We start from the raw sequence: 19,266 nt of genomic DNA, 5'->3' as shown, positions 1-19,266 counted from the left end.
CTGACGTACAGCTATAAGCTATAACTTTTAGAATCCGGTATGGTATTTTTTGTCACTGGAGGAGCGGTGTTTCGTGCCTTCCTTATCCTTCTCCTCCTGCTTCTCGAGGGTCAGATCCTCAACCGGAATCGGATCTACATTCTGTTCGCTTTCGTCAAGGTCGAATAAGCTTGGCTTGTCCGTGGGGTATTGCTCGGGATGGTCACGTTCGTCTCTTATCGGCTTCTTGTCGTCACTATGGCTCATCTTAAGTTCACTTCCCTTTCGGAATATTTGCAGGGCAAGGATGGGGAATGTGCTAGAGAATCCTCCTGAGCCTTGCCGGCAGTTTGCTCCCTAATAAACACAATACGGGCTTATTAAACACAGGGACTTGTAATAAACCGCAGGTTCCGGTGTGAACAGGCTTTGGAAATGAAAAGGAGGACTGCCCCGGCTGCCTGTAACGGCGGCGGAACAATCCTCCTGAAATTCTATATTTATTACGGAATGATCGGGCTGCCTTTGTCACTCAGCCTGCGGGCGGCCACATCCTCATAGAGCCGCTTCAGCCATTTCAGCTCTGTCAGGCTATGCTCATACCGGCCGTACATCAGATGCAGCGCCGAGCGGGGCACAACGGAGATATGCTCCTCGTATACCTGGTAGGCGAAGTTAACCTGGTGCTCCGCTTCGCGGATGCGTTCCTCCAGCAGCTTCTCTACCTTCTCCTGGTCAATATAGCGCGAGAGTGCCAAGGCCATGTACAGCGGATGATACAGGGGATCGTTCTTCTTGATCTGCTGCAGAATGAGCTGTTCCATTAATTCCTTGCCTTTATCCGTAATCCGGTAGATCGTTTTATCCGGCCGGTCTGCGCTGTGGATGACCTCTACAGCTTCAATATGCCCGCCCTCTGCCAGCTTGTCGACAGCATAATACAAGGAGCCCATCTGCAGCTTAATGATCTGGTCCATCGTGCGTTCCTTCATGACGAGTGTAATTTCATAAGGATGCATATCCCGTTCCAGCAGCAGCCCCAGAATCAGCAGCTTCATGGACATGATGCTTACCTCTGCCCGGAAGCTGGAGCAGGTTGGGATTCCTTAGGCTGAATGCTCAGGCGGTCTCTAGGCATCAGCAGAACAAAGACAACGGCAAGCACCGCTGGCACGATAGCCCACATGAAGGTATGTGCGATCGAGGTAGACAGTGAATTTGTGATCTTCTCCAGCACCGGTGCCGGAATCTGTGCACGGGCCTCAGGGGTCAGCGCAGAACGCGGATCTCCGAAGGAAGAGGCCTGGCCGCCGTCTCCGAAGGCCGTACTAAGCTCCGAAGTGAAGCTGTTGCGCTGGATAATACCGAAGATGGTAATCCCCAGCGTCATCCCGAGCGAGCGCAGGAAGGTGCTGGTGGAGGTAGCTGAGCCGCGCTGGCGCATATCGAAATGGTGAATGGATGACATGCTGAGTACGGAGAAGGAGAACCCTACCCCGAAGCCGGTCAGCGCCATGAACGCATTCAGCAGCAGACGGGAAGTATCCGGTGTCAATGTGCTGAGTGAGAAGATCCCGGCAACGAAACACACTGCGGACAGCAGCATGATGTTGCGGAAGCTCGTCTTGGTGGTGAGCAGACCGCCGGACTGGCTGCCGATTACCGTACCAATCATCATCGGCATCAGGATCAGTCCGGAGTTGGTGGCGGAGCCGCCGTATACCCCCTGGACATAGATCGGAATGTATACCGTAGCTACGATAAACGCCGAGCCGTAGAACAAGCCGAGCAGACTGCTGGTGGCAAACAGGCGCCCCCGGAACATGTTGAACGAGATGACCGGCTCTGCCGCATTCTGCTCAATGAAGATGAAGGCAATCAGGAATACGGTGAAGCCGGCGAACAGTCCGAGAATCGTTGCTGAATCCCAGGCATACTGGTTGCCGCCAAGCTCAAGCGCGAACATCAGGCAGATAATTCCTGCCACCAATGTGAAGGCGCCGCCCCAGTCAATCCGCTGTTTCGCATGGGAGACGGATTCCTTGTAGGACGTCATAATCAGGAAGAAGGAGACGATACCAATCGGCACATTAATATAGAAAATCCAGTTCCAGCCGACGTAATCAGTGATATAAGCGCCCAGCAGAGGGCCGATTACGCTCGAGATCCCGAAGACAGCACCGAATAATCCGGTGAGCTTGCCTCTTTTTTGCGGCGGGAAAATATCAAATACAATCGTGAAGGCGATCGGCATCAGCGCACCGCCGCCAATCCCTTGGATCGCCCGGTAGATACTGAGCTGTGTGATGCTGGCCGCCGTTCCGCACAGGGCGGAGCCGATCAGGAACACGATGAGTCCGAAGATGAAGAAGCGCTTGCGCCCGTACATATCGGACAATTTGCCGAAGATGGGGGTTCCGGCCATAACCATGACCATATAAGCAGAGGTTACCCAGACGATTTTATCAAGTCCCCCGAGATCGGAGACGATGGTGCCCATAGCTGAGGCCACAATCGTATTATCCATGGCAGACATCAGGATACCGAGCAGCAGGCCGGCAACGACGAGCTTAAGATTGCTTTCTTTAGTATGCATTTACAGACTCCTTTACGTTCATTATTCAATGGCAAATCTCATTATATTCAAATTTGAATAGGGTGGCAATCCTTTTTTCAAAATTTAGTAATGCTGTGGACGCAAATAAGCCGCCCTTGTACGACAAGAACGGCAGGACTTCTATCTATGGTGTTCCCTCACAGGCGGACTTTTACCCGCAGCGGGGCCGCAGGTTTCTTCCTACATGGCCTCATCGCTTGAACACAGCTCCCGGGCCTCAATATATCCGATGAACAGCTCAGTCAGCTCCGGGTCAAACTGGCTTCCCGCGCAGGCCCGCAGCTCCACAATAGCTTCCGCGAACGATTTGGTCGGCTGGTACGGACGCTCCGTGGTCATGGCATCGAACGAGTCGATAATGGTCAGCATCCGGCATAGCCGGGGAATCTCTTCTCCTTTGAAGCCGTACGGATACCCTTTGCCGTCATACCGTTCGTGATGCAACTCGATATAAGGGGCGAGATCCTTGTATTTATCGTTGGTAAGCGCCATCTCTTTGCCCCAGGTGACATGCCATTTGACCATCTCCCATTCCTCCGGAGCGAGCTTATCCTTCTTGTTAAGTATGCCCCAGGGAATCTCCAGCTTGCCGATATCGTGGATCAGTGCGCCGAGCGTGAACTGCCGTTTGGTAAGATTGTCCAGTTCCGGCAGCTCACTGATGTCCATGGCATAGCGGAATACGCGTTTGGAATGCTTGAAGGTCTCCAGATCCTTGTACATAAAAAGATTAAGCTGCTGTTCAATATCGCGCACATCCTGGCTGAAATCTATGTCACGCTCCAAGAGAGACTGGTTGCCGTAGACATGGACCATGTTCTTGCCTTGTTTTTTGGCATAGTACAGCGCCTGATCGGCATGATCGACCAGCTCTGACTTGAAGTGGACATCGGGCCGGTATCCGGCTACGCCTGCGGAGAAAGCTAGACAGCCTTGCGGGAAGATCTCGCTGCCTTCAAAGATAGAATTGTTGAGCGTTTTGCGCAGCTTTTCGATGAATTGCTTGGCCGTCACGGTATCGTAGCCCGGCATAAGCAGGGTGAATTCTTCACCGCCATATCTGGAGACAATAATATCGGTGGACCCGGTTTCCTTCTTCAGCAGTTCAGCCAGAAAAACAATCAGCCCGTCCCCCTTAAGATGGCCAAAGTGATCGTTGTATTTCTTGAAATCATCAATATCAATCATGGCCAGGGAGAGTGCGCTGCCGCCCGTCTGCGATCTGCGCATTTCTTCTTCAAGCGCCGCTTCAAAATAGCTGTGGTTAAACAGACCGGTACGCTGATCGCGGTTGGCCCGTTCTTCAATGTCACGGTACATGCTGAACAGCCGTTTGAAGGAATAGGAGATCAATACACTGAGGCCCAGGAATAAGGCCAGGCCGGTAATTCCGTTGTAAAAAAGCAGAACGGTCAGCACCAGGGAGAGCACCAGCGTGCACAGATAGGCCAGTATGGCGTCTGTCAGCATTGCTTTGAGTGTATTGTAGAGATTCTCATGGAAAATTATGTAGTAGAAGAAACCGACAAGCAGCAGGTTCAGGATGAAATAAACAGCCATGGCGCCGATGTATGCTGCCAGATGGCTGCTGAGAAGCGGCCCCTGCCGGCCCCCGAACCACGAGAAGATAAGGGCTGCGGAAGTGATCATGATACAGTACACGGCGAAATTATTGAGATGCTTCCAGAGTGGAGTGCTTCCCCATTCGATGAATAGCAGTACGATGGAGCTGAGCAGGAGAACCAGAAGGGCGGACGGGACGCCGAAGATAAAGATACAGGCCAGATAGATGGAAGAATCCAGTGACAGCCCGTTCCCCTGCGGAGGCAACTGGAAGGTGAAGACGGTAAGGAGGACGGCCGCGCCTGACATGGCGGTAACCCAGCCCCAATCGGATGTGGAGAGTTGAAGAATTTGCGGTCCCGTTTGAAAAATAAACAAGCCCAGCCCTGCGAGGCATATGATAAAGGAGTACAAATAGCTCCTGCGGCGATGCATCTGGCTGATGATTGATTTGAGCACTGCTCCTCCTCCATTCGCGTAGTTGTAAATGTTTTATTCTAGGAGATTCGCGTTTCTACCAAGAATCTCCTGCTAAATCATGACAAATCGGCATGGGTTACAGGACAAATGGGGAAAGCTGCGATGAAGCCTTGACATACCCATGGGGGGTATATTATATTGGTACTTGAGGAGGCTGATTCCTGTGTCAACAAATGAGAAGGAGCATGCCGGGCATGACTGCGGCGAGGATTGCCATTCTTCTGCATCCGGTGTCCGCAAGAGCCATCATTCCCCGGAATTCAAGAGTGGACTGACCACCCGGCTTAACCGGATTGAGGGACAGATCCGCGGCGTCAAAGGTATGATTGAACGGGATACCTACTGTGATGATGTGCTTAATCAGCTGGCGGCGGTGCAGGCGGCACTGAACAGTGTCGGCAAGCTTCTGCTTGAAGGCCATATGAAGAGCTGCATTATCGAGCGGATCGAAGCCGGCGAGCATGAGGTTATCGATGAGCTGCTGATTACGGTGAATAAGCTGATGAAATAGAGATTGGGCCTGGGGAGTTTGAATGGAGAAGTCCTAATTATTGATGGAGGTCGTAACTGCGGTGAATGTTTGAACTTTCGGCCGCTGTTGTCCCCGGATTTCTTTGAGTTAAACCGCTATTTGCGGTAGAAATCCGTGGACAAAGGCGGTCGCTGGCGCTCCTACAGTTTCAAAATTCCCCTCCGTTACTTTCATCTGGGATTATTTTTTCTCAAGATCAAACTCTGCAGGCAATGCGGGGAGCCGTCAAACCAAGCATTCGCTGGCAATTAAGCGGATGCTAACCAAATTAAGCATATGCTTTCGAGGCTGATCAGGAGGCGTATGCTATTCAAATCAATAGGAGGGTAATCAAATGTCGAACGTAACATTGAATGTAGAAGGAATGTCTTGTGGTCATTGTGTAAGTGCTGTAGAGAAAGCTGTGAGCGGCGTTGGGGCTGCGGCGAAGGTAGATCTTCCGGCAAAGACGGTAGCGGTTGAATTTGACGAGAACACAGTAAGCCTGGATGCAATCAAGGCAGCTATCGAGGATCAGGGCTACGACGTAGTTTAAGTGAAGGATTGTAATGTAAGGGCTTGGAGCCGGGAACCCTAGAGCAATAGGGCCGGGCGCCAATGCCTTTTCTTTTAAAGATAAATATACCCCTTGGGGGTATGAGGAGGTGCGTGAATCATGGAAAAGAGTGCAGAACCGGTGCAGCAGCAGGCTACGCTGCAGATTACCGGGATGACCTGCTCCGCTTGTGCAGCGCGGATCGAGAAGGGATTGTCCCGCATGGAGGGGGTATCCCGGGCGAATGTCAATCTGGCGCTGGAGCAGGCAACGGTGGGATTTGATCCTAAGGTCGCAGGCGTGCCGCAGATTGAGGAGAAGATCCGTTCGCTTGGCTATGATACGCTGAAGGAATCGGCGGATTTCGATATTACGGGCATGACCTGTGCGGCATGCTCGGCCAGAATTGAGAAGGTGCTGGGACGGATGCCCGGGATTGCCGCAGTGAATGTGAATCTGGCGCTGGAGACAGCACATGTGGAATATTCGCCGGGGAATATCAGTACAGCTGAGATTATGGATAAGGTGAGCAGCATCGGCTACAAGGCAGCGCTGAAGCAGGACCGCAAGGATATCGCCAGCCAGCGCGGAGAGGAAATCACGCACAAACGGAACAAGTGGATAATCTCTGCTATATTGTCACTGCCGCTGCTCTGGGCCATGGCGGGCCATTTCTCTTTCACTGCCTGGATCTGGACACCGGAGCTGCTGATGAATCCCTGGTTCCAGCTCGTGCTGGCGACTCCCGTGCAGTTCCTGATCGGCTGGCAGTTCTATGTCAGTGCCTACAAAGCGCTGAAGAACGGCAGTGCCAATATGGATGTGCTGGTGGTGCTGGGCACTTCGGCAGCCTATTTCTACAGCTTGTATCTGACGATTGATTCTCTGAAGATGAGCGGGATGAACCATACCGTGGATATGTATTACGAGACGAGCGCAATTCTGATTACGCTGATTCTTGTAGGCAAATGGTTCGAGGCATTGGCCAAGGGGCGTTCTTCAGACGCGATACGCAGCCTGATGGGGCTGCAGGCCAAGACCGCGCTGGTGCTGCGTGACGGGGTTGAGTTGAGCATTCCTGTGGAGGATGTCGTTATCGGAGATCTCGTGCTGGTGAAGCCGGGAACCAAGGTGCCTGTAGACGGTGAAGTGGTCGAGGGGCTGTCCTCCGTCGATGAATCCATGCTGACTGGCGAGAGTATGCCGGTGGAGAAGAAGCCGGGTGACTCGGTTATAGGAGCCACTCTGAACAAGAACGGCATGCTGCGGATCAAAGCCCGCAAGGTCGGCCGGGATACGGCGCTGGCGCAGATTATTCGAGTGGTAGAAGAGGCGCAGGGCTCGAAGGCACCGATTCAGCGGATCGCCGATGTGATTTCCGGGATCTTTGTACCGATTGTCGTCGGGATTGCAGCTGTAACCTTTGTAATCTGGTATATCTGGGGCGCACCCGGGCAGTTCGCGGATGCGCTGGAGAAAGCCATCGCGGTGCTCGTGATCGCCTGCCCGTGTGCACTGGGACTGGCGACACCCACTTCCATAATGGCGGGGTCCGGCCGGGCAGCCGAGTTCGGCATCCTGTTCAAGGGCGGGGAGCATCTGGAAGCTGCACAGGGCATTAAGGTTGTTGTAGTGGATAAGACCGGAACCGTGACCAACGGCAAGCCGGTGCTGACCGACATTGTAACCAGTACCGGCATTGTAGCCCAGGGCAAGGTGCTTGCCGAGAACCGGCTGCTGTCGATTACAGCGGCAGCGGAGAAGCTCTCAGAGCATCCGCTGGCGGATGCCATTGTTGCGGGCGCGAAGAGCAGAAGCATTGAGCTTCCACCTGCCGGGCAGTTCGAGGCTGTGCCGGGCCGCGGCGTATCTGCCGTAGTGGCCGGCCAGAAGGTAAGCGTGGGCACACGGCGGATGATGGAGGAGAGCGGCCTTGATATCGGGCCGTGGACAGCAATCATGACCCGGCTTGAGCATGAAGGCAAAACAGCGATGCTGGTAGCTGTTGACGGGGAGATTGCCGGTGTCGTAGCGGTGGCGGATACAATTAAGGAAACCTCGCGCGCGGCGGTATCCAGACTGCACGAGATGGGCATCGAGGTTGTTATGATCACAGGGGATAACAAGATTACGGCCCAGGCCATTGCTGAGCAGGCCGGTATCCGCACGGTGCTGGCAGAGGTGCTGCCGGAGGGCAAGGCAGCTGAGATCCGCAGGCTGCAGAGCGGCGGAGTCAAAGTTGCCATGGTTGGCGACGGCATCAACGATGCGCCGGCACTGGCAACGGCAGACACCGGTATGGCCATCGGCACCGGCACGGATGTGGCGATGGAGGCGGCGGATATTACGCTCATGCGCGGAGATCTGCTGAGCATTCCCGATGCCATTCTGATGAGCCGCAAGACGATGCGCAATATCAAGCAGAATTTGTTCTGGGCGCTTGCCTACAATACGATCGGCATACCGATTGCCGCCCTGGGCTTCCTGGCTCCGTGGCTGGCCGGTGCAGCAATGGCCTTCAGCTCTGTATCCGTTGTGCTGAACGCGCTGCGGCTGCAGCGGGTCAAGCTGTAATGTTCACTGCTTCTGCTGCAGACGGAGCGATCCGGACTTGAGTGCCGATAACCGGCTGAGCGCCGATAACCAAAGAACCGCCGGAGCATTAATGCCGGCGGTTCTTTGTATTGCCGCCGAAAGCGGAACAAGGGAGGAAATGAGGGGCATTAGTGCCCTTGATTCCGCCGAAAATGTGCCAAAGGAGGAAATGAGGGGCATTAGTGCCCTTAATTACACCGAAAATGTGCCAAAGGAGGAAATGAGGGGCATTAGTGCCCTTGATTCTACCTAAAATGTGCCAAATGAGGAAATGAGGGGCATTAGTGCCCTTGATTCCGCCGAAAATGTTCCAAAGGAGGAAATGAGGGGCATTAGTGCCCTTGATTCTACCTAAAATGTGCCAAAGGAGGAAATGAGGGGCATTAGTGCCCTTAATTCCGCCGGAAATGTGCCAAAGGAGGAAATGAGGGGCATTAGCGGTGCGACCCCCTTATCCCGGAGTCCTCCGTATAAAATCGGTACTTGTCGTAGCCTTGCTCTTTATTTCGCTTTTTCTCTCGGCCAGAAGAAGCAGGACTGGTCTTCTAGGGTCAGCACCCACTCCGCAAAGGTAGCTGGCGGCATGTTGCGAAGACTCGTATGCATTCTGCGGTTATTGTAAAAGTCCATGTACCGGTCCACGGCTTCATAGGCCTCTTCGAACGTGTCGAAGGCCTCTTTGCGGAACAAATCCCGATCGATATTGCTGTGGAACGATTCAATAAAAGCATTTAAATCCGGCGTTCGAGGCGGAATGCGTTCATGGGTCATCTCCCAGCTTTCACACATGTCGCCAAACAGATGGCTGATGAACTGGGGGCCGTTGTCGGTGCGGATCACCGGGCGCGCGCTGCCAGGGGCGCAGTGTTGCTCCATGGCGCGTCCCAGCGTCTGGCAGGCGTGCTTGGCCTCACACGACGATCCTCGGTGATACCCGACGATAACCCGGGTAAACACATCGATAATGCTCAGGACGAAGAAATGCCGGTCCCGGCCCGCCACATACCCGTATTTAATGTCCATCTGCCAGAGCTGGCCCGCTCCGGTAATGACTCGGTTCTCCGGCAGCTTCCGGGGATGCTTAAAGCGCTTCTGACGCTGGGGCTGCAGGATCTCCAGCGCCTGACACAGCCGGTAGCTTTTCTTGTGGTTGAGCCTCAGCCCGTGCTGGTTCCACAAGCACTTGGCCAGCAGTTTGTACCCGTACACGTGCTCTTCTCCAGCGACCAGTTCCAGGAGCATTTCCTGGATCTGCTCGTCGCTAATCTTCTCTCCCGACTCGGTCAGGGAGTAGCCGGGTAGGGGTCTTCCACGCCCCTGGGGGACGGCCTGCGCCTCCTGCTTCTTGCGTTTCTTACGGTCGTAGTACGTAGACTCTGCTAGCCCCACGAGACGGAGCACCAAGGCTGCGGTATTCCCCTGCTTAATGAACATATCGGCTACCTCGATTTTTTCGGATAAGCAGGGGTTGGCTTTTTTAGCAGTTCACGCAGAATCTCAATCTCTAACTCCTTTTCACCGAGCATCTTGACGGCCTTCTCATATTTCTGCTCGACGTCCAGCAGGCGCTTCCGTTCCTCCACCTGGTCCTGGGGATACGGATGATCTTGCTCCCCATGGGCTTCCCGGTAATCCCTCACCCACTGATTCACCGTTGATGGAGTCACCCCATACTTTCGGGCAACCACCGCCGCCTTAATGCCAGACAACACCTCTTGCGCTGCCTTCTCTCTTGTTCCTGTTAAGTGTCCCATTCCGTTCATCCTCCTCCTGTATCTAGTCTACATTTTTGTGGGGGAGGACTCCAACTTCTTTAGGGGGCTGTGGAGTTAGTGCCCTTGATTCTACCTAAAATGTGCCAAAGTAGGAAATGAGGGGCATTAGTGCCCTTGATTCCGCCGCAAATATGCCAAAGGAGGAAATGAGGGGCATTAGTGCCCTTGATTCCGCCGAAAGTAAGCTTAAGGGTAATTGGACCCAATGTATGCGGAAAAGCGAATACAATATGCCTCTTCGAAGGTAACCGGGCCCAATGTATGCGAAAAATCGAACACAATCGAGCAATGTGCCTCCCCAGAAGTAGTCAGAATAGAGCAATGTGGAACAGCACACCACATGCTTACACAGACTCGCTCCGGCCGGCAACCTGCACGCCAGGCTTGCTCCGGCCCAGCCGGTTGGTGCCGATTACCCCGGCTATGATCAGAAGCGATCCGATCCAGTGGTACACTGTAATCTCTTCCCCCAGGAAGAACGCTCCGGCTGCAATGGAGACGATGGTGGAGAGATTGGTGAACACGCTCATGAGTGAAGCTTCGATTTTGGACAAGATATAAGTTGAAGTCAGGGTAGTCACCAGCGAGGCTATGACTCCCAGATATACAGCAGACAGGATAAAGGTGCCGCTCCCCAGCGGACTTAGGAATTCGTTGAAGGTTCCGTTGGCTGCATGTCCGGTGAGTGAAATGATCAGGAAGGTTGCGAAGCCGATCCCCATCATGAGGTAGCTGAGTTCAGCGGGGCTGAAGTGCCTGGAGAGTGACCGGGCCAGCACGCTGTATCCGGCAAACGCGAGACAAGTCAGGAACAACAGCGCAATCCCGGTCATATTGGACAGCTGAATACCGCTTCCCTTCATGACGAAGATAAACACAACGCCAAATACGGACAGGAAAACACATAGTTTTTGCAGCAGAGTGGTCTTCTCCTTCAAGAAAATAGAGGCGATGATCATCGTCACGACCGGAGTGAACGAATAGAGAATTCCACCCTCGGCAGAGGTGGCATGCTGAAGTCCGAATACCTGAAGGGTGAAGAATCCCAGCGGATACATCGCAGCCAGCAGCAGTGCCCGGCCAACCGGCTTGCCGCGGTAGGAGATTTTGACCCAGCCGAAGGCGACCGGGACCGACATCACAACAAACGAAGCGGCGAAACGGTAGGTTAGTGTATCGAGCGGTCCGGCATGGCCGAGAGCCACCTTGGTGAACAGGAATGAGAATCCGATAATGACCGCATTGAGTACGGCAAAGCTATAAGCCAGCTTGAGTCCTTGCTGCTGCATAGGTACATCTCCTTTGTGTGAGTAAGACTGGATGCTGTAAACATCGTAAGTGTTACTTTAAAATTAAAGGGAATTCCGCAGCAGAACAATACCGGCTTTCCGCTACTGTACCGGTACAGTGCATTGTTTCCTGTATAAGGAGTGAAGGATAATAGAGGTATCATGAACAGCAGGCTGTGGAATGAAGGCGATGGGAGGCGGGGCAGCGTGAAAAAGTATCATTCGGTTGTATCGGAGATAGAGAAGCGGATGAAGGAAGGACAGTACCGTCCTGGGGAAAAGCTGCCTTCCGTGCGCAGTGCCGCAGCTTTCTACGGCTGCAGTGTCAGCACCATTCTGCGGGCCTACGGGGAGCTGGAGAGAACACATGCCATATATTCGATTCCGCAGAGCGGCTATTATATGGTGGAGAAGACGGAAGAACCCGGACCTGCCGGGGGCAGCGGAACAATCGACTTCGCTTCGGCATCGCCCGATCTGAACGTATTTCCGTATCTGGATTTCCAGCATTGCCTTAACAAGGCGATTGACCAGTACAAATATAACCTGTTTACTTACGGGGATGCGCAGGGACTGGATTCGCTGCGCCGCACGCTCGTGTCTCATCTGGCGGAGTATCAGGTTTTTGCCAAGGCAGAGCGGATTATCATTACTTCGGGAATCCAGCAGGCACTGGAGATTCTGGCCAGAATGCCGTTCCCCGGCGGCAGGATGGAGATCCTCGTTGAACAGCCGGGATATGATATTTATCTGCGGTATTTGGAGGCGGAGGGACTGCCTGTAAGCGGGATTGGCCGCTCTGCAGCCGGCATTAACCTGCGGGAGCTGGAGGAGCGGTTCGCAAGCGGCAGGTATAAATTATTCTATACCATGCCCAGGTATCATAATCCGCTCGGAACATCATACAGCACAGCGGAGCGGCAGGCGATTGCCAGACTGGCCGGCAAATACGATGTGTATATTGTTGAGGATGATTACATGGCAGATCTGGGTGCCGGACGGCAATTTGATCCTGTATACGCGTATGACCAGACTTCACATGTGATTTATTTGAAAAGCTTCTCCAAAATCATCTTCCCCGGCCTCAGGCTGGGGGCGGTTGTGCTGCCGGAGCCGCTTCTGGAGACGTTCCGCGCCTATAAAGGATACACGGATACCTCCCTGTTATCCCAGGCAGCACTTGAGGTATACATCAAGAACGGCATGTATGAGCACCACAGGCACAAAATAAAAGCGATGTACGCCAAAAGAATCCAGGCGGTGTATGAGGCGCTCCGGGAGCACAATACGGAAGGTCTGATTGAGGCCTCTGCGGACAGCTCCGGCATCTATATGCAATTCAAATTGCCGGTAACCGTGAATCTGGAACGGCTGGTCAAACGGCTGGGAGAGCGGAAGATCAGCGTCGTTCCCGGTAATGGATTCTATTTACCTTATTACCGGGACCGGGACAAGTTCATACGCATCAGTATTTCCCGCGCCGGGCTGGACCAGATTGATGAGGGAATCAAGGCCATAGTCCAGGAGGTGAAGCGGGGGAGCGGATGGTAGCGCGAAGGCCCTCATGTTGTCTGGATGCTAAATTGTGTTCATAATATTCCTATATAACTGTGAAGAGAGGCGGCCTACTATGAAATCTGTGAATGAAACTCTTGAGCTGTTGAACCGTCATACCTCCGTCCGCCAGTTTCAGGACAAGCCGGTCAGTGACGAGCTGCTCGCTGCCATTATCGGGGCGGGCCAGATGGCCTCGACCTCCAGCAATGTGCAGGCTTATAGCGTAATTGCCGTAACGGAGCCTGCACTTAAAGCGCAGCTGTCCGCCTTATCCGGCAATCAGGCGTATATCGAGCAGTGCCCGGTCTTCCTGGTCTGGTGCGCCGACCTGTACCGGCTGCGTGAGGCGGCGGCTCCCCATCTACAGGGGGCGCCATCCTATGAGGACAGTACCGAGAATCTGATCGTTGCCACCGTTGATGTTGCGCTCGCCGCGCAGAATGCTGCGGTTGCCGCAGAATCGCTCGGTCTGGGCATCGTGTATATCGGCGGCGTCCGTAATAATATTGCCGCGCTGTCGGAGCTGCTGGGCTTGCCGGAGCTGGTCTATCCGGTATTCGGCATGTGCCTAGGTTATCCCGCTGCTGTGAATGGAGTGCGGCCGCGTCTACCGCTGCAGGCTGTGCTGCATCATAATAGTTATGATGCCGAAGCCGCATTGCAGCAGGCCGGGGTGTATGACGGGATCTCACGCGATTATATGCGCGAGCGGACCGGCGGCCAGAGTGAGGCCTCGTGGTCGGAGATCATGGCGAAGCGCCAGGCCCAGCCGTCAAGAATGCATATGAAGGAATTCCTGCTGGGCAAAGGGTTCATGCAGAGATAACACGTTAAAGTGTGTAACTGAAGCTATATGCATAACAGCAAGAAGCCTTTCCCCTTAAAGAAAGGGCGAAGGCTTCTTGCTGTTTACAGGATTCAGCCCGCTCTAAGACGGATTGCCGTACCACTTATATGTCATCACTGACTTGGCGGGCACATTTATGATAAACGACTGGCTGCCCCATTGTATCTTGACGTTCTTGGCCGAGGTCTGCGGATTATAAGCGACAACTACCTTGGAGCCGTCAGGATTCTTGAACGCCACATTCTTCAGGTCATTGCTGGTATTGGTCTGGATGCGGTAAGCACCCGGAACGACAAATTTGCTGAAGTGGCCCAGCAGATAATATTGCTTGGTATAAGTGACATTGTTCTCCGGATTGCTGTTTGAATTGTCGGAGTTCTGAATGGTGACCATGCCCCGGTTGGTGTTGTAGGCGGACAGCAGAGCAGGACCGTCCTTCTGATCAAGTGCGGCGTTCCAGAGAATAACCGATTTGGACCAGTTACGTGTAATATTGATGAATTCAGTAATCATGTTGTCGAAGCCCTGGCTTGTGCCGTTCTGCGGATCATTCCAGGTGCCGAACCCGCCTTCTGTGAACCAGATGTCTTTATCGGGATGGGCAGTATGCATGGAGGTCATCTGCGAACCGTCGCCGCTGTCGTAGTGATGGAAGGCGCTGCCGGCGATATAGCTTGCTTTGCCGGAGTTTTTCAAGTTCTGAACGACCGTATTGGGGAAGCCCCAGTTCAGATAATTATGGTCAAAAGCAATGATCTTGGTATTGATCCCGGCATTCTGCAAGGTTGGGCCCAGATAGTCTCCGATGAAGCCGGTCTCATCCTGTTCGTTCATGCCCATCGAGGGGTAAGCCCCGGTTTCATACATAGGCTCGTTCTGTACGGTGACAGCATAAATGGGAATCCCCTGGGCCTGGTAGGCCTGAATGTATTTTTTGAAATAATCGGCGTAGGTCTGATAGTACTCAGCTTTGAGCTTGCCGCCGTTCAGGGTGCCGGAATACTTCATCCAGGCCGGGGCGCTCCACGGTGAAGCAAATACCTTGATGCCGGGATTCTTGGCAATTGCCGCTTTGACCATTGGAACGATATAAGGCAGATCACGGCTAATCGTGAACTGGCCGAGTGAGGTGTCCCCAGCCGTGTCATCATACGTGTAAGCCGACCAGGTGAAGTCGGAGCTGCCCATCGGCTGCCGCAGCACGCTTAAGCCAATCCCTGTGTTACCAAACAGCTTCTCCATCACCTCCGCACGCTTAGCAGCATTCAGTTTGTAATTGAGCAGCCAGGCGGAGGAGTCGGTCAGGGAAACGCCGAATCCGTCCATTTGCTGATAGGTGGCGCCTTCGTTAACGGTAATTGTATAATCGCTGCTTCCGGTGCCTGAACTGAAGCTCTTATCCCCGATGCGGGTCAAGCGGGCACCAGTGCTTAATCCGACAGCCGGCTCCGTATTCGGATCTGAGGTCGATATCCATACCTCTGCCGTTTCCCCTGCAGCCGAAACCGGTTGCGGCGCAATGCCTCCGCTGCCCGCTAGCAGCGTGGCGATCAGCGCTGCCAGTCCAATTCTTTTGAACATACCTTAAACTCCTCTCAATTATGCAGAATTGTAATCGCTTACTTTTATGGCAGGATTATCTTAATCCAATCGTCCATAAAAATCAATAATTTCCTCAAAAAGTTATTTATCCAGGTGACAGTTGTCACCTTGAACGAATGACAGTCCATACTGATGTTCATTTTCGGCCTACTGTACTATAGAAATATAGCCAGAGGGCATATGGATACGGAGGGATACAGAATGGATCATGTGATCGAAATGAAGAATGTCAGCAGAAGCTTCCAGGATAAAAAAGCGGTAGACAGCGTCAGCTTCACCATTAACAGAGGTTCTATTACAGCAGTGCTCGGGCCCAACGGAGCAGGCAAAACAACTACACTATCTATACTTCTAGGGCTGCTTGAGCCCGCGGAAGGAAGTGTGAAGGTATTCGGTCTTCCGCCCAAAGACGCCAGGGTCCGGGAGCGGACGGGAGCGATGCTGCAGGAGGTGAGTGTGATGGACCGGCTGAAGGTCCGGGAGATTCTGTCCCTGATCCGCAGCTATTATCCGCGGCCGATGGAGATGCAGGTGCTGCTTCAGGCCACGGGGCTTGCCCCGGCCGATCTGAACCGCTACGCCGAGAAGCTCTCCGGCGGGCAGAAGCGCAGTCTCAGCTTCGCGCTGGCGCTGGCGGGTAACCCTGATCTGCTGTTTTTTGACGAACCGACGGTAGGGCTCGATACTACCGCGCGGCGCCATTTCTGGGAGAAGGTCCGGGGACTGGCTGAGCAAGGCAAGACGATTCTGTTCACCACCCACTATCTGCAGGAGGCGGAGGACACCGCAGACCGGATTCTGCTGTTCAGCCGCGGCGCCCTTGTGGCAGATGGCAGCCCGGAGGAGATTAAGGCCAGGATCGTGAGTAAGTCAGTATCCTTCCTGCCGCTCAGCGATCCGGCGGTGCTGCGCGGACAGCTGCTGGAGCTGCCTGAGGTTGAAGCCTGCTACGAGAAGAACGGACGGCTGCATGTAACGACGGAGAATACGGATGAGGCGCTGCGGGCTATTTTTACAGGCGGACTGGCGGTGAAGGATGTTGTGATTGATCAAGGGAAGCTGGATGAAGCGTTCGAGCAGTTGACTATGAGCCAGGAGGCGGCGGTATGCTGATGAAACAAATGATGGCCCAGTGCAAAGCGGAGCTGCTGCGGATTATCCGCAATCCCTATTACGTGTTCTGGTCGCTGCTAATGCCGATTATGTTCTATTTCATCTTCACAAGAGTGGTCAATACAGGGACAGACGATACGCAGGAGTGGCAGGCGCATTACCTGATGTCGATGGCCGCCTTCAGCGTGATGGGCTCGGCGATCATGACCCTCGGCATCCGGCTGGTGCAGGAGCGGACCCAGGGCTGGAATACGTTCATCCGCATTACCCCGCTGCCGGGTACTGTTTATTTTCTGGGTAAAATGTTTGGTCAGATGGTGATGCATCTGTTCTCGGTGCTGTGTATTTTCGCTGCGGGATATCTGATCAACGGGGTGTCGCTGACTGCAGGACAATGGCTGCTTAGCGGCCTGTGGCTGCTCGCAGGCTCGCTGCCTTTTCTGGCGCTGGGGACAATTATTGGCTCAATGAAGCGGGTGGATACGGCGAGCGGGGTGAGCAATGTGCTCTATATGGCGCTGGCGGTGGCCGGAGGGATGTGGATGCCTCTGGATATTATGCCGGATGCAATGCAGCGGATCGGCCGCTGGCTGCCTTCCTATAATTACGGAGACGGTGCCTGGGAGATTGTGGGCGGAGGGGTTCCGCAGTGGAATTCCGCGCTGCTATTGCTCGGATACCTGGCAGTTTTTATGCTATTATCGGTCTATATCCGAAAAAAACAGGAAGCGGTGTAATGTACAATGGCTCTTAAGCAGTTCCGGTTATTTCCGCGCAGGTTTGGTTACTACCCTTTTATCTGGCTGATCTATCTGGTATTCCCGATCTTAAATCTTCAGGGCTATAGCGGATACAAATTACTGGGGGGATATGCGCTGGTGGTGATTTTCACGGTCACCTACCGTCAACTCTACTGGACAGAGGGCAAGACCTACTCGGCCTGGCTGGGACTGCAAATGCTGCTGATCGCAGTGTTATGTATAGTGTACAGCCCTTTCAATTTCTATATGGGCTTCTTCACAAGCAATTTTGTCGGCTGGTATACCGATCTGCGCAGGTTCAAACGGGCCTTTGCTGTGTTCACGATGATGGTTGTCGGTCTGGCACTGCTGTCTTTTAGCAAAATGTACGGTACAGAATGGCTATTCCTGTTTCCCTTTGTCATGATGATGCTGATTACTCCTTTTGGCATCCGCTCCATGAACCGCCGGCGGATGCTGGAGAAGGAGCTGGACCAGGCGAATGAGGTCATCAGGGAGATGGTCAAACGCGAGGAGCGGATGCGTATCGCCCGTGATCTGCACGACACGATGGGGCATACGTTGTCGCTGATTACGCTGAAAAGCCAGCTGGTCGAGAAGCTGGCCGTCAAGAATCCCGAACGGGCGCAGGCGGAAGCGCGGGAGATCCAGCGCACTTCACGTGCTGCGCTGCGGCAGGTGCGGGAGCTGGTCTCGGAGATGCGCGCAGTCTCTGTGGCCGAAGAACTGGCGGAGGCCGGGGAGATGCTGCGCAGCGCGGAGATTGGGCTTGAAGTGGACGGAGATGCAGCGCTCCCGGGCGTATCAGACCTGACGCAGAATATTCTCAGCCTCTGCATCAAGGAAGCCGTCACCAATATTGTGAAGCATAGCGGTGCAGACCTGTGCCGGATTGGCATTGAGATGACGGCTGGAGAGGTACGGATTACGGTGGAGGATAACGGAGTTGGAGTCGGGCTGCAGGACGGGCGAGCTGAGGGAGCAGCGCACCGCCGGGACGGCAACGGAATGAAAGGGATGGCCGAGCGGTTGGCCCTGATTGACGGTTCTCTGACCTTGGGCCCGGGAACGGGCAGTGGCATAGGAACAGGAACTGGGACAGGAACATTGTTAACTGTGGTGACGCCAAGAATAGTTAAGGATAGAAAGGACGGGGAAACGGCATGATCAGCATCGTAATTGCCGAGGATCAGCGGCTACTGCGCGGAGCGATGGCTTCACTGCTCGATTTGGAGGATGATATCGAGGTTGCCGGGGAAGCCGGAGACGGGGCAGAGGCACTGGCCCTGATTGAACGCCTTCAGCCGGATGTATGTCTGATGGATATTGAGATGCCGCTGATGAGCGGTCTGGAGGTTGCGGAGATCCTGAAATCGCGGGGCTGTGCCACCAAAATCATCATCCTGACGACCTTCGCCCGCCCCGGTTATTTCGAGCGGGGCGTGAAGGCCGGGATTCAGGGCTACCTGCTGAAGGATGAGCCGGTGGACAAGCTGGCGGAGGCGATCCGCCGGGTGATGGGCGGGCACCGGGAGGTGTCCCCCGAGCTGGTCTTCGGCAGCCTGCGGGAAGAGAACCCGCTGTCGGACCGGGAGCGGGAGATTCTGAAGCTGGCCGGCGCGGGCCGGAGTGCCGGGGAGATCGCCTCGGCGCTGCATCTATCCTACGGCACCGTCCGCAATTACATCTCGGAGATTCTCGGCAAGCTGGAAGTGAAGAGCCGGATTGAGGCGGTGCGGCTGGCTGAGGAGAAGGGCTGGATGTAGGGCGGGTACTTGATGAATTGAGCTTCTTAAGCTCACATGGAATAGGCATTATGTTGTACGAAGTGCAACTCTGTTCACCGTTAATAGGGTGTTTGAGAGAATTGTTGTACGGAATACAGCAATTCTCCCGCTATGCCGCTTGGAGAAGGAGAAATGCTGCCTTTTGTACAACAATCTTGAATCAGGGGCCGGGATAAGGAGGGGAATGTTGTATTTAGTGCAGGATTTCTCCGGAATTCCGGAAAATGCGCCCCC

General features: G+C 54.1%; 17 protein-coding genes. 9 read left to right on the top strand and 8 right to left on the bottom strand.

Annotation, left to right across the window (positions count from 1 at the left end; translation table 11 throughout):
• Positions 1-27: 27 nt before the first annotated feature.
• The 4 genes from MKX70_RS03725 to MKX70_RS03710 form a co-directional block, all read right to left on the bottom strand.
• Positions 28-246 (bottom strand): hypothetical protein, encoded by a 219-nt coding sequence (locus MKX70_RS03725; protein ID WP_039299476.1) that lies wholly within the window; start codon positions 244-246, stop codon positions 28-30.
• A gap of 236 nt (positions 247-482) precedes the next feature.
• A complete protein-coding gene (locus tag MKX70_RS03720; RefSeq protein WP_042232020.1) occupies positions 483-1,043 on the bottom strand; it encodes a PadR family transcriptional regulator in 561 nt (186 codons plus the stop codon).
• Positions 1,044-1,048: 5 nt separating this feature from the next.
• On the bottom strand, positions 1,049-2,575 hold the full coding sequence (locus tag MKX70_RS03715) for an MDR family MFS transporter (RefSeq protein WP_042232022.1): 1,527 nt from the start codon (positions 2,573-2,575) through the stop codon (positions 1,049-1,051).
• Between the two features lie 201 nt (positions 2,576-2,776).
• A complete protein-coding gene (locus MKX70_RS03710; RefSeq protein ID WP_340841620.1) occupies positions 2,777-4,594 on the bottom strand; it encodes a bifunctional diguanylate cyclase/phosphohydrolase in 1,818 nt (605 codons plus the stop codon).
• A gap of 166 nt (positions 4,595-4,760) precedes the next feature.
• Between MKX70_RS03710 and MKX70_RS03705 the strand changes: the two genes are divergently transcribed.
• The 3 genes from MKX70_RS03705 to MKX70_RS03695 all read left to right on the top strand — a co-directional run bounded on the left by MKX70_RS03705 (position 4,761) and on the right by MKX70_RS03695 (position 8,280).
• Complete coding sequence (locus MKX70_RS03705) at positions 4,761-5,150, top strand: metal-sensitive transcriptional regulator (RefSeq protein ID WP_445323640.1); 390 nt, start codon at positions 4,761-4,763, stop codon at positions 5,148-5,150.
• Between the two features lie 355 nt (positions 5,151-5,505).
• Positions 5,506-5,706, top strand: a complete 201-nt coding sequence (locus MKX70_RS03700; protein ID WP_039299488.1) for a copper ion binding protein — start codon at positions 5,506-5,508, stop codon at positions 5,704-5,706.
• Positions 5,707-5,826: 120 nt separating this feature from the next.
• Positions 5,827-8,280, top strand: a complete 2,454-nt coding sequence (locus MKX70_RS03695) for a heavy metal translocating P-type ATPase (RefSeq protein ID WP_340839563.1) — start codon at positions 5,827-5,829, stop codon at positions 8,278-8,280.
• Between the two features lie 522 nt (positions 8,281-8,802).
• Here the strand turns inward: MKX70_RS03695 and MKX70_RS03690 are convergent.
• From MKX70_RS03690 to MKX70_RS03680, 3 genes are all read right to left on the bottom strand, one after another.
• Positions 8,803-9,735, bottom strand: coding sequence for an IS3 family transposase (locus MKX70_RS03690; RefSeq protein WP_081956614.1), 933 nt, complete (start codon positions 9,733-9,735; stop codon positions 8,803-8,805).
• 5 nt (positions 9,736-9,740) lie between these two features.
• Positions 9,741-10,055, bottom strand: a complete 315-nt coding sequence (locus tag MKX70_RS03685) for a helix-turn-helix domain-containing protein (protein ID WP_052415919.1) — start codon at positions 10,053-10,055, stop codon at positions 9,741-9,743.
• A 365-nt stretch (positions 10,056-10,420) separates the two neighbouring features.
• Entirely contained in the window at positions 10,421-11,365 is a 945-nt protein-coding gene (locus tag MKX70_RS03680; protein ID WP_340839562.1) for a DMT family transporter, read from the bottom strand.
• Between the two features lie 207 nt (positions 11,366-11,572).
• Between MKX70_RS03680 and MKX70_RS03675 the strand changes: the two genes are divergently transcribed.
• Positions 11,573-12,916 (top strand): aminotransferase-like domain-containing protein, encoded by a 1,344-nt coding sequence (locus tag MKX70_RS03675; RefSeq protein ID WP_340781199.1) that lies wholly within the window; start codon positions 11,573-11,575, stop codon positions 12,914-12,916.
• An 88-nt stretch (positions 12,917-13,004) separates the two neighbouring features.
• On the top strand, positions 13,005-13,748 hold the full coding sequence (gene nfsA / locus MKX70_RS03670) for an oxygen-insensitive NADPH nitroreductase (RefSeq protein WP_042241382.1): 744 nt from the start codon (positions 13,005-13,007) through the stop codon (positions 13,746-13,748).
• Positions 13,749-13,850: 102 nt separating this feature from the next.
• Here nfsA and MKX70_RS03665 read toward each other — a convergent pair whose 3' ends face one another.
• On the bottom strand, positions 13,851-15,350 hold the full coding sequence (locus tag MKX70_RS03665) for a glycoside hydrolase family 30 protein (protein ID WP_340781198.1): 1,500 nt from the start codon (positions 15,348-15,350) through the stop codon (positions 13,851-13,853).
• A gap of 222 nt (positions 15,351-15,572) precedes the next feature.
• On the opposite strand from MKX70_RS03665, the gene MKX70_RS03660 reads away from it, so the two are divergent.
• From MKX70_RS03660 to MKX70_RS03645, 4 genes are read left to right on the top strand one after another with little or no spacing between them, the layout of a single operon-like run.
• Positions 15,573-16,484, top strand: coding sequence for an ABC transporter ATP-binding protein (locus MKX70_RS03660; protein ID WP_340781197.1), 912 nt, complete (start codon positions 15,573-15,575; stop codon positions 16,482-16,484).
• On the top strand, positions 16,484-17,221 hold the full coding sequence (locus MKX70_RS03655; RefSeq protein WP_340841619.1) for an ABC transporter permease: 738 nt from the start codon (positions 16,484-16,486) through the stop codon (positions 17,219-17,221). The genes MKX70_RS03660 and MKX70_RS03655 overlap by 1 nt, the downstream gene beginning before the upstream one ends.
• 6 nt (positions 17,222-17,227) lie before the next feature.
• Positions 17,228-18,412, top strand: coding sequence for a sensor histidine kinase (locus MKX70_RS03650; RefSeq protein WP_042232038.1), 1,185 nt, complete (start codon positions 17,228-17,230; stop codon positions 18,410-18,412).
• Positions 18,409-19,011, top strand: a complete 603-nt coding sequence (locus tag MKX70_RS03645) for a response regulator transcription factor (RefSeq protein WP_042232040.1) — start codon at positions 18,409-18,411, stop codon at positions 19,009-19,011. The genes MKX70_RS03650 and MKX70_RS03645 overlap by 4 nt, the downstream gene beginning before the upstream one ends.
• The last annotated feature ends 255 nt before the right edge of the window (positions 19,012-19,266 follow it).

Origin of the sequence: Paenibacillus sp. FSL R7-0312, from assembly GCF_038004445.1 — a bacterium.
GTDB lineage: Bacteria > Bacillota > Bacilli > Paenibacillales > Paenibacillaceae > Paenibacillus_AQ.
The sequence above is the reverse complement of the archived record's forward strand: the minus strand, read 5'-3'. Positions and strand labels throughout refer to the sequence as shown.

Coding starts and splice junctions, on each gene's coding strand:
- MKX70_RS03725 (WP_039299476.1), bottom strand. CDS start 246: ATGAGCCATAGTGACGACAAGAAGCCGATAAGAGACGAACGTGACCAT.
- MKX70_RS03720 (WP_042232020.1), bottom strand. CDS start 1,043: ATGTCCATGAAGCTGCTGATTCTGGGGCTGCTGCTGGAACGGGATATG.
- MKX70_RS03715 (WP_042232022.1), bottom strand. CDS start 2,575: ATGCATACTAAAGAAAGCAATCTTAAGCTCGTCGTTGCCGGCCTGCTG.
- MKX70_RS03710 (WP_340841620.1), bottom strand. CDS start 4,594: ATGCATCGCCGCAGGAGCTATTTGTACTCCTTTATCATATGCCTCGCA.
- MKX70_RS03705 (WP_445323640.1), top strand. CDS start 4,761: ATGGGGGGTATATTATATTGGTACTTGAGGAGGCTGATTCCTGTGTCA.
- MKX70_RS03700 (WP_039299488.1), top strand. CDS start 5,506: ATGTCGAACGTAACATTGAATGTAGAAGGAATGTCTTGTGGTCATTGT.
- MKX70_RS03695 (WP_340839563.1), top strand. CDS start 5,827: ATGGAAAAGAGTGCAGAACCGGTGCAGCAGCAGGCTACGCTGCAGATT.
- MKX70_RS03690 (WP_081956614.1), bottom strand. CDS start 9,735: ATGTTCATTAAGCAGGGGAATACCGCAGCCTTGGTGCTCCGTCTCGTG.
- MKX70_RS03685 (WP_052415919.1), bottom strand. CDS start 10,055: ATGGGACACTTAACAGGAACAAGAGAGAAGGCAGCGCAAGAGGTGTTG.
- MKX70_RS03680 (WP_340839562.1), bottom strand. CDS start 11,365: ATGCAGCAGCAAGGACTCAAGCTGGCTTATAGCTTTGCCGTACTCAAT.
- MKX70_RS03665 (WP_340781198.1), bottom strand. CDS start 15,350: ATGTTCAAAAGAATTGGACTGGCAGCGCTGATCGCCACGCTGCTAGCG.
- MKX70_RS03660 (WP_340781197.1), top strand. CDS start 15,573: ATGGATCATGTGATCGAAATGAAGAATGTCAGCAGAAGCTTCCAGGAT.
- MKX70_RS03655 (WP_340841619.1), top strand. CDS start 16,484: ATGAAACAAATGATGGCCCAGTGCAAAGCGGAGCTGCTGCGGATTATC.
- MKX70_RS03650 (WP_042232038.1), top strand. CDS start 17,228: ATGGCTCTTAAGCAGTTCCGGTTATTTCCGCGCAGGTTTGGTTACTAC.
- MKX70_RS03645 (WP_042232040.1), top strand. CDS start 18,409: ATGATCAGCATCGTAATTGCCGAGGATCAGCGGCTACTGCGCGGAGCG.